Origin of the sequence: Entomohabitans teleogrylli, from assembly GCF_001484765.1 — a bacterium.
In the GTDB taxonomy this organism is placed as follows: domain Bacteria; phylum Pseudomonadota; class Gammaproteobacteria; order Enterobacterales; family Enterobacteriaceae; genus Entomohabitans; species Entomohabitans teleogrylli.
Genome location: NZ_LLXO01000012.1, coordinates 289,932 through 298,088, shown reverse-complemented (window position 1 = coordinate 298,088; position 8,157 = coordinate 289,932). Strand labels below are relative to the sequence as shown.

Annotated in this window: 3 protein-coding genes; all 3 read right to left on the bottom strand. The window is 44.4% G+C overall.

Annotated features, from left to right (window positions below; translation table 11 throughout):
• Positions 1 to 80 precede the first annotated feature (80 nt).
• From dptH to dptF, 3 genes are read right to left on the bottom strand one after another with little or no spacing between them, the layout of a single operon-like run.
• A complete protein-coding gene (gene dptH / locus AQ981_RS15410) occupies positions 81 to 5,132 on the bottom strand; it encodes a DNA phosphorothioation-dependent restriction protein DptH (protein ID WP_058912621.1) in 5,052 nt (1,683 codons plus the stop codon).
• Complete coding sequence (dptG, locus tag AQ981_RS15405; protein WP_058706441.1) at positions 5,113 to 6,468, bottom strand: DNA phosphorothioation-dependent restriction protein DptG; 1,356 nt, start codon at positions 6,466 to 6,468, stop codon at positions 5,113 to 5,115. The genes dptH and dptG overlap by 20 nt, the downstream gene beginning before the upstream one ends.
• Positions 6,468 to 8,066 carry a DNA phosphorothioation-dependent restriction protein DptF gene (dptF, locus tag AQ981_RS15400; RefSeq protein ID WP_058675763.1) on the bottom strand — a complete coding sequence of 533 codons (1,599 nt, stop codon included), beginning with the start codon at positions 8,064 to 8,066 and terminating at the stop codon, positions 6,468 to 6,470. Before dptF ends, dptG begins: the two co-directional genes overlap by 1 nt.
• Positions 8,067 to 8,157: the final 91 nt, after the last annotated feature.

The following is an 8,157-nucleotide window of genomic DNA, read 5'->3' as shown; positions in this document are numbered from 1 at the left end:
CAGGATCGTGGTTTCTGAGCCAGACGGTACTGAGATGACGCTTACAACCTTTCAAGGTCATATGTCAGATCAAGTCGCGACTAATACACCTTAGAATTGTTCAGGCGGGATAACATGGAGGAAACCTTCACTTTCTTAACACTCATCTTCAACTGACCGTTATCCAAATGGTAGCCAACTGATAAACACTGTCCTTTGGATAGGTCTCCTAGTTGCTTTTCCCACTCAGCCTGCTTTGTACCTGGCATGCTCAGTTCAAGAATTTTCGCGTACGTCTTTGTCTCTGTTTTTGCTGGTGCAAAAATCAGCTTGTGACACGCCTGGAATAAACGATCTTGCTCATCTTTACGCAGCATACTTAGCGTTTGAGTCGCCAGAATTAGGGATACCCCAAACTTGCGTCCTTCCGTTAACATTTTGCCCAATGGGCTCTCCAGGCGATGATCGAGGTTCTGCACTTCATCCAATACAATAGGAATCGGTTTTTCCTTACTACCGTAACTACATGCGTAGGAGTATAGATCCCAAAGTAAAAACTCAGTACAAAGCATTGAAATATCGTGGTTAAGCGACGCAAGTTGCATAATTGTTGAGCGGTGATGTTCACTCTCAAACACATCATTCCAACTTTTATCACTGTCAGATGAAAACAAGTTAGACTTAACAAGAGGAGCCAGCTTGCTTGCAAGTGCTGGTCCTGCAGTTTCTTCCTCGTTTAGGTCATCCAACATATTCTGTAAGCTATAAGCACTACCATATCGTTGGACACCAGATTCAATCACTTCATTGAGCACTGCGATCTGGCGCTCGCCAATTGTCGAATATACCTTGTTAAAAACAGAGGCTACCCTTCCAGCCACCATATGAGGCTTCTCTTCGAGAAAAATCCCGCCAAAATCTTGCTTTTGAGCTCTAAATGGCGACATACCAAATGGCTCATTACAAAGAATATTGGATTTAGGATTTGTTCGTTCAATAAACTCCGGCTCAAGGTGATTCGGCAAGAATCCGTTTGTATAATCAATCACCAGCGACCGAATTTGAGCATCGGCCAAGCTCATCAACAAACCTTGTATACAGTAGGTCTTACCCTGCCCTGAGCTACCAAAAATGATCAGGTGACGGTTTGCTAAATCCTTGTGCCCGTACTCCCAGAAAACTTTTTCGCCGGTAAGCGTATTCTGACCAATTTCAACTCGGCATTCACTCGCATAATCTGGGGTTGGCTCTGCAGCTAACTTTGACGGCTCCTCTGTTTGGAGGTTCGGTTTTAAATCCTCTGGCTTATCGACCACAACGTCTAATGGAACGAGCGACTCTCTTTTTTTCAAAGCTGTCTGCCCCACCAACATATACTCCGCCGGCACATGGCAGATCTGTGCGATGTCCTTTTCGTTCATTAATACTTGAAGCGGGTGTTGCACCAGTGAAGGCAGCAAAGACATAGGAAGGTCAACCTTCAACACGCCATCCTGCATGTTATAGCCAGGTTCGAAACAGCTTCCGCTTTCAAGGTGGCTAACCACTAGACCTGCTGGATAGTTCTCAAGCTCCGCAATCGCGTAGTTACCGCGTAGCCACTCTTCTTTCTCTGCCAGCAGGGCTTCGAAATAGTCATTGCTGAATACGTTGTACAGACGGTATTTGTCGATTTGCATCAACACTTGGCGGATAAACAAGCCTCGGTATAGCTTCGACGCCAGTGTCTCGTCGCTCAAAAGCTCTGTTAGATAGCGGCGAAGCTCATTCGCTTGCTGTACTGCTTTTTTGTAGTCTGGCGTGGAGCCTGTTTTCACTTCGACAGGAAGCAAATAAAGGTTACCCTCTTTAAAGCCCACCAGCAGTATATCATCTGAAATCGCGCCTTTTTTATATCTCTGCACATTGCGTGAGAAGTCACTGTCGGTCATTTTCAGGCCGATGTTACCCGACACGCGGATCATTTCACCAACTGAGAGCGGAACCCAGGTGATATCAGATTGGTGCACCAGACACGTCGCAAATTTATAGGCGCCGATAATGCCAGTTCGCTCTTTGCGAATGGTGTCGTTGCAAGTCAACATCTTCAGTAGCCAATCACCATTGAAGGCATTGAACTCGTTAATCTGCTTGCCGCCACTTTGTGCAACCACCCTTTCGAACAAACCACGCTGTGCCGTCACGGTTATCGCATCGTAGCTGGCTGAGCTGGTGTACTGATCAGAATAATGAATAAGCACGATACATTGATTGGCGTGGAAGAAGTCTAGCGTCACTTTCGGGTCGATGATGGTGGTCCAAATCGAGCTGTCATAAGAGCGCGCTAGCAGAGATTTAAAGTCTTCACTGACCGCAAGAGCAGGAGCATTGGCCCCCGTGTATTGTGTGCTGGGCTTAAATGCTGGTTCTATTAACGAGCCAACATACTTCGCTATTTCCAAGTGTGGTTGGTTACTATATTGAACGTTTTGCAAACCAAATGCAGTGAAGTATGAGCCTTCATCACTTTTAGAAGCGTCGCCCGTCAGCAGACCATCACACGCAATACCACTAGGCATGTCGTCAACGCTCAAGGTCGTTAACTTCACGTTGTCGTTGTTTCTGAAAAAAGACAGGTGCGAGTAGGCTTGCCCTTCGCGTTCACTTTGAGCATTGGTAAACTTGCTGTAAGTTAGCCGGGTTCGCAGAATATCGATAATGGTGTCGGCATTTTCTCGCACTTTCTCTCGGTCCAATTCCAACCAAGACTTTAATTCTTCGTAATTGAACGTTTCTGCAAACTGGTCAAATGCATTGAAAACCAGCTCATCATCGTAGAGGTTGACATGAATTGATGCCGCTTTATCGAGGTTATCTTTTACATAGTCAACCAAACCGAGGAATAACTCTTCTGCACGATCTTGATTCACGGCATTCACCAACACACTCTTCTCTGAGCCGGTAAACAAGTGGAGAAACGCTTTTTGGAACTCGTTGATCTTTTCTTTAACCAGCTTGCGAACGAACTTCAGACAACTTTTCTGGTGAGGGACACTTTTAACCCAAAACCCGTTTTCTGTTACTTGCTGGTTGTAGGCAAACCCATGCTTGGGATGATAGACATACGGAAGCAGTCCACTTGGCCCCAAGCGATTGAACGTGACAGATGGCAAGTCAGCAAAGCTGTCATCTTTTTGCATTTCATTACAAAGATTTAAGTAGTAAGCCAACACCATTGGGTGGAATGGCGAGTAATATTCTTCACCATTCTCGCGAACCAAACCGATTTGCATCACAAGCTTTTGCTCTTTGGTAAGCATGCCACCAGTTGGGATCGCGTTGAAATAATCAAGGAATGCATCCACGGTCGCTTTCACGAGTGCCGTAAATATAGGCCCCCACGAAACCAACGAAATAGTTGTTCGTCGGCTCGCTAGATAGTCAAACAGTGCTTGGTATGCTGAGTGAAGACCGTCATCAATAGACCTTAACTGTTCCAACGCCATGCTGTTGGATTCCGCTAGGTAGACTTGCTTTTGCTGAACGAAACACTCTTCCCAACGAAGTAGGCTAATGCGCGGCTCCATGACGCGAAATTCACTATGATCGATCGCGACAACGTCTTTACTCGGATAAAGCTCGCCAAACACGTGATCGTCAAACAATTTGTGGAAGCGAGATTGGTTAAGCAGCAATGGGAAGGACAGGCTGCTTTCTACCTGTTCACCCTCAATATAAAATGTCAGGGAATTATCACCTGATTTCACCACAAAGCTGATTTCTTCTGACTCGTTGGCCAAAGATTCAAAATCGACAACACCAAATTCTGCGCGGTCAACCACTTCACCGACATCATCTAGGCTTCGGTTTGCAGTTAGCGCCGGGTTAATAACCAAGCTGTTGTCTACCGTTTTCAAGGTAAGGCGTTTTTTTGAAGGCTCAACGGCGAAAATGTTTTTGAATGCCTCGAGGTGAAACTCGCCTTTTCTGACAACCAAGCAACGGAAGTTATGGTGTTCAGAGGTATTGTCACGCTTCAATGCTAGCGTGAAAAACAAAGGCTCATTGGCATAACTAGCTGCTAGAGTAGCGTTTGCCCCTTTACTAGTTAGGCGCGTGCTGATGACTTCTTGTTTGCCAAGTGCATTCGCTGGCGAGACTTTAAACTGCTCTTTTCTTAAATCGCTGATGCCAGAAAAGCTCAGTTTAAGTTCAAACTCACTTTGCCCTTCTTCCAGTGCAATAATCAAGTGACGGTCACGCAATCCTGCTTTAGTTTCTTTTGGGTAGCGACCAATCACTTGCGCATTATTGGTCTCGTCTTCACCTTCATGCTTAAGGTTCTGAATCTTATTCCTTTTGATCTCTTCTCGATAAGTTTCAAACTCCACATCTTTCCAACCATCGTCAGAAAAATGTTCTTTGATAAACCTACTACTAAAGCCTTTCAGCCTTTCTTCGAGTTGCTGACCAAAATGCTCTACTTCAAACGACAACTCTTGGTAAAGCGTACGGTTTTCTTCTAGGCGCTGTTTGATCTGTTTTTTATTGCCCGATAACTCAGCAACAAAAGGATCCTCAAACATGCCTAGCTCGCTGAAACACAGCTCGCCATCCTCAACTGCCTTGTATAAAGACTCGAAACCGAACATGGTCGCACCATCTTCCAAAATCGCGTCAAATTGGTCGTCCAAAAGGCAAAGCGAAACGTCTCGAGATTTGTCAGATTGCTCAATAAAGCCACCAAGAGCGCATTTGATGTTCCCTGGACTCCACACCTGGCCAGACTGGCCAAGATCTTCCGCCGAGTTGATGAGAGTATCTAGGCGACTATTGTGAATCACCACCAGTGCACAGCCCTTCAACGGACCTTCCTGGCTTGCTATTTCGTCACGCAAATTAGAGATGTAGTTTTCGGTAAAGCCCGTTTCACACGCATCTTCGCTATGAAGCACTGGCACCACTTTGCAGTCTTCTAGGTCTAAATAGCTCAGCGCTACACCATTGCGATCTTCGCTCTCTCCTCCTTTTCGCGCTAAGAGCGCATCGAAAAGTCGCTGACTATTAGCATGGTCAGGAGAGTTAAACTGGTAGCGATAGCCTGCGCGGATGTTTCCTTTCGCGTGCAGTAAAAACTGCTCAACCAGAAACGATTCAAATTGTTTTGCGCACATACACTGCATCTCCACTATCACTCATGCGTTCAACGTTGCCAATTCGCTCATAGAACTTAATAAGCTCTTGTTCTGTCTGCTTATCAACAAAAATCCCCCTTTGCTGTAAGCCAATTATCAGCTCATGGAAGCGAAGCTTTTCTTCCTTACCCACCACCAGGTTAGTAAGCAAAATAATGTGGTCTTGAGTGAGTACTAACACCCGACCAGAGCGACCACGAGCTTGCACGAAGCCAGTAGCCATGTTTTCTTCAACCGCTTTAATATATTTTTTGATAGTCCCCGGACGGTCGGTTTTAGGGTCTCTGAACTGTTCTTCAGCAAGCTTCAAAGCATATTCCAACCAATCAATTGCGGTTTCTGCTTTTTCAGGTATTGCTGTTTCAAGTTTTCTGTTGTGGCGAAACATTTTTGCGTAATTTTCAATATACCCAGCTAGATCACTCCGCTCTGAACTCTTAATATCCTTTGCCAATTGCCACAAAGGTTTTTTTAATTTTTCTGGGTTTGGTTGAAGATTTTCCAGCATAGAGAGGAAGGGAAACAGCTTGAAAGACGATTCGCTAAAAAGCTTGTAACCGTGCTTTTTGATATGGATACGTTCACTGCTGGCGCGCTCATGATCCATGATGAAATACAGCGGTTTCGCGGTTGGGGCTTCACCTGTTTTCCAATCCGACAACGATAGGCTTAATTGAGCCGTGTAAGCAAAGCCATAGAATGCCAAGAAACGCTCGAACTCATCCAACAGGTATTTCGGATAACCAGTTAAAAACTCGAGGTCACGTTTAAACGCCTCTGCTATATAGGGCAAATATGGTGACTCGGTCACTTGGAAGTCCTTGTCGCGATCTGACTCTGTTTTGTCTAAAAGCGTTTTAAGAAACTCCTCTTCGAGGAAGTTCAAGTTAGATTCAAATCGTTCAATTTGCTGTCCTTGAAGTAAGTTAATAAACAAGGATGCCATTCGCATGTCGCGCGTGTACTTGTTATCTTGACTCTTCTGGCTCTTAAACAACAGAAACTCAGGGGTTACCGAGAATATATTTTCATTAGTGAAATACATATCTTCAAGTACACTCCAAAATGCCTCTTCACCCAATTTTTTTTGTAAGTTGTTTTTGCAATCCGCAGTAAAATCTTGGTAATTGTACTTTTCTATTTTTTTACAAAGTAATCCACGCAGGACTAAGCCCACGACTGATGACCAGTCAAAATCATTGCCTTGCGTACGAATGGGAATGTAACTGCTCAACGTATTCTTATTTTGGAACTTATCAGCTACCGTTTGTGGCAAACCGGCCTTTATCGGTAATGTGAAATTATCGGTCGTCATTAGTGCATACCACTCACTTCAAAATAGTCACTTTCTTCTTTCACGATTTTGTAGCGCTTATCACCCTTGAGAATAAAAAAGGTCTCTTTTTGCTTAGCTACTGTCAGCATCTGTTCCAATGCTTCATCAAGTAACAAAACAGCATTTTTGTCGTGCTTGTTAGGGCGATACCCCTGCCCAATCTTGACCAAAAGCTCAAGTAGTTTGACGCTAATTGGCATTGGCTTAAGCGATTGTTCATCGACTTTCAGATACACATTGAAGGTGCCTATTTTTTCGAGTGTACTGTTTTGTATTGCTGAAAAATCGGCCTTAACTTCAAGAGACACCGCCGTTTTGTAGCCATTAAGCTCAGAAACTAAATACTCGTCTTTGTCGAGTGTTGGGGCATGACGATTACAATAGCGGTGAAGCGCTGCGATCAGCGTTTCTTTGTAGAAACTGCCAAGCAGTTTGCGCATCTTTCCTGAACCATCGAAATCACGATGTCGCATCCAGACAGATGCATAGGTTTCTACCAGATTGTTTGTGAACTCGTTTTGGATAGGCGTTACAAACTCATTGCTGAGCTCTTTGTCACCCCGAAGCAAATAGAAAAGGCGAAGAAAAGACGTTGCTTTGGTTACCTCGTAAAAACCAAGCTCGTTAATTTTAGATCTAAACGCATTGAAACGCTCATCTTCAATGCCCAGCTCATGCTGAAGCACAAACTCATCGACGGTGCGCGTGTGCAGATTACTTGGGTCAAAACCCTGTATACGGGATAACAGCTCGTTATCACTGCCTGCAAACAAGTTGTCGAACAAGTAGCCATCCGCCGCGAGCAACTGAAAAATGAAATCCAGTAACGCTCGGGCCGTGAGGAACTGATCTTTGATAAGACGGGCTTTGAGTAATAAGCCGATCAGAGATTCCTGAACTGAAGGGCGACTCAGCAGCGCATAGTTTGCCGTCAGGCGAGTATGACCTAGAGATTTGAGCTCTTTGTCATAAAGCGCATAGAAAGGATTCTCAAGCGTTTGTGCTGTCAATCTTTTTAGAAATTTTTCTGCAAAGTCTGATGCACAGCCCTCAGCATTGAAGGTGAATTTTGGATAGTCTTCAAAATCCAAGAATACGTACTGCTTTGGAATTGCTGATCGCTTACGAGAGAGAAAGTCTCTGAGCACCTTTTTGATGTCGCTATGCTCTTTGGAACCTTCTTCTGCATAATTGCCGAGCATACCAACGTTAATACCCACAACAAGTGGTTTATGACTTTGCTTGAACTGGGTGAATCTTTGATCAAGAGCTTGAATGGCTGTCTGGCTTGGATTGAAGCTGTGAGTCGCATCCAAATGGAAGTCATGAGTCACTTTGTGCTTTTGGCTGTACTGCGTCAAGATCTCAGACTTGCCATCACCACTACTTCCGCATAGGAAGATGACTTGATTGGACTTAGCAGATAGGAGTGCTTTTTTAAAATCCGCTTCTATATCTGTCGTGATGTATATGTATCTCTTGAATCCAACGAGGTGATCTTGATAGTGCTCTCTCTCGGTACTGACCGCATACGGTGAAGACTTTGAGAGAATGCTGAGAGCTTGTGCAAATTTCAACGGTCATTATTCCTTGAAATAATCAATAGGTTAAATATTACTAAAAAATGCACTATATTACTGTGATTTCAATACGAATATAGAGTGTCAT